Origin of the sequence: Desulfobacterium sp. N47, from assembly GCF_051233685.1 — a bacterium.
In the GTDB taxonomy this organism is placed as follows: domain Bacteria; phylum Desulfobacterota; class Desulfobacteria; order Desulfobacterales; family RPRI01; genus RPRI01.
Genome location: NZ_JBAMMY010000208.1, coordinates 1 through 1,014 on the forward strand (window position 1 = coordinate 1; position 1,014 = coordinate 1,014).

A 1,014-nucleotide genomic window follows, 5' to 3' on the forward strand; every position below is an offset into this window, starting at 1 on the left:
GTAGCGACAAAAAGTCTGAGTGTTTTCTCGTCAAGTATTGGCGCAAGCATTTCGAAGCGTTTTTTTATCAACCTTATTTCCATGCATGCAGTATAGCATGTACGTTTTAAATGTAAAGGTTATTTTGTGACAACTCCTTACATAACACATTTATGATCTTTGAATATTCAATCAGTATTTGTTTATAAAGCCGAAGCTTAAAAGAAAGGGTCCTGCACCATTGCTTTTAAACCCTTCCATAATCATCTTCGGCCCTTTCAATGTCATTATCACTAAAGTTATCCCCGGTTTGTATTTCAATAAAGACAAGGTTTTCTTTGCCTTGATTGCTGATCCGGTGCCAGCATTCCACAGGCAGATCTATGGCTTTACCCTGAGACAGTGCGTAACCGATACCGTTTTTGATTACTGCTGCATATCCCTGTATCACATACCAGTGTTCAGAACGGTGGAAGTGCCGCTGATAGCTTAAACTCTGCCCGGGATAAACAACTATTCTTCTTATCCTGTGGTCCGGCATATCGGTTAGGATTTGATAATAACCCCATGGGCTGCGGTGTTTTGGCGTTTTACGCCATGCATCAGGAATAAGCATAGATTCCATTCTCATTTACTCAATCTATAATTTATAGCATCTGTCATAAAGCTGTTCCGATATCCAATTACAGCCAAGCAATCGGAATGTTATTATGACAAATGCTATAAACATATTACAGATAAATTTACATAAAATTGCTTCTGAATCTTTATAAAGTAATCTGAATTCATCTCCTGAAAATATAATTCGGAAACTTTTCTGTGGGTGTGCGACAAATTTATGGGTAACGATTTCAGATTGCGGCCCGATGTTCCCAAAAATCTTCCCAACGGTTGAGCGGTGGTCGGGATTGTTTGAACAGCAAAATGCATTTTAAAAGTGATAAACTGCTTATTCAGGCTGCTGCCTCTTTCCTGGGAAATGTTTCCCAGTAGACCATATCCGGTGTTTTTTTGTCAAGTTTTTGATGCGGCCGT

The 1,014-nt window shown here is 39.2% G+C and carries 1 protein-coding gene; it reads right to left on the reverse strand.

Annotated elements, in window-relative coordinates; translation table 11 throughout:
- Nucleotides 1-226 precede the first annotated feature (226 nt).
- Nucleotides 227-595: a phosphomannose isomerase type II C-terminal cupin domain gene (locus VXK47_RS13750; protein WP_435549360.1), complete on the reverse strand. Its 369-nt coding sequence runs from the start codon at nucleotides 593-595 to the stop codon at nucleotides 227-229.
- Between the last annotated feature and the right edge of the window lie 419 nt (nucleotides 596-1,014).

Excerpts from the sequence above, each read along its gene's own strand:
- VXK47_RS13750 (WP_435549360.1), bottom strand. The coding sequence starts at position 595 with ATGCTTATTCCTGATGCATGGCGTAAAACGCCAAAACACCGCAGCCCA.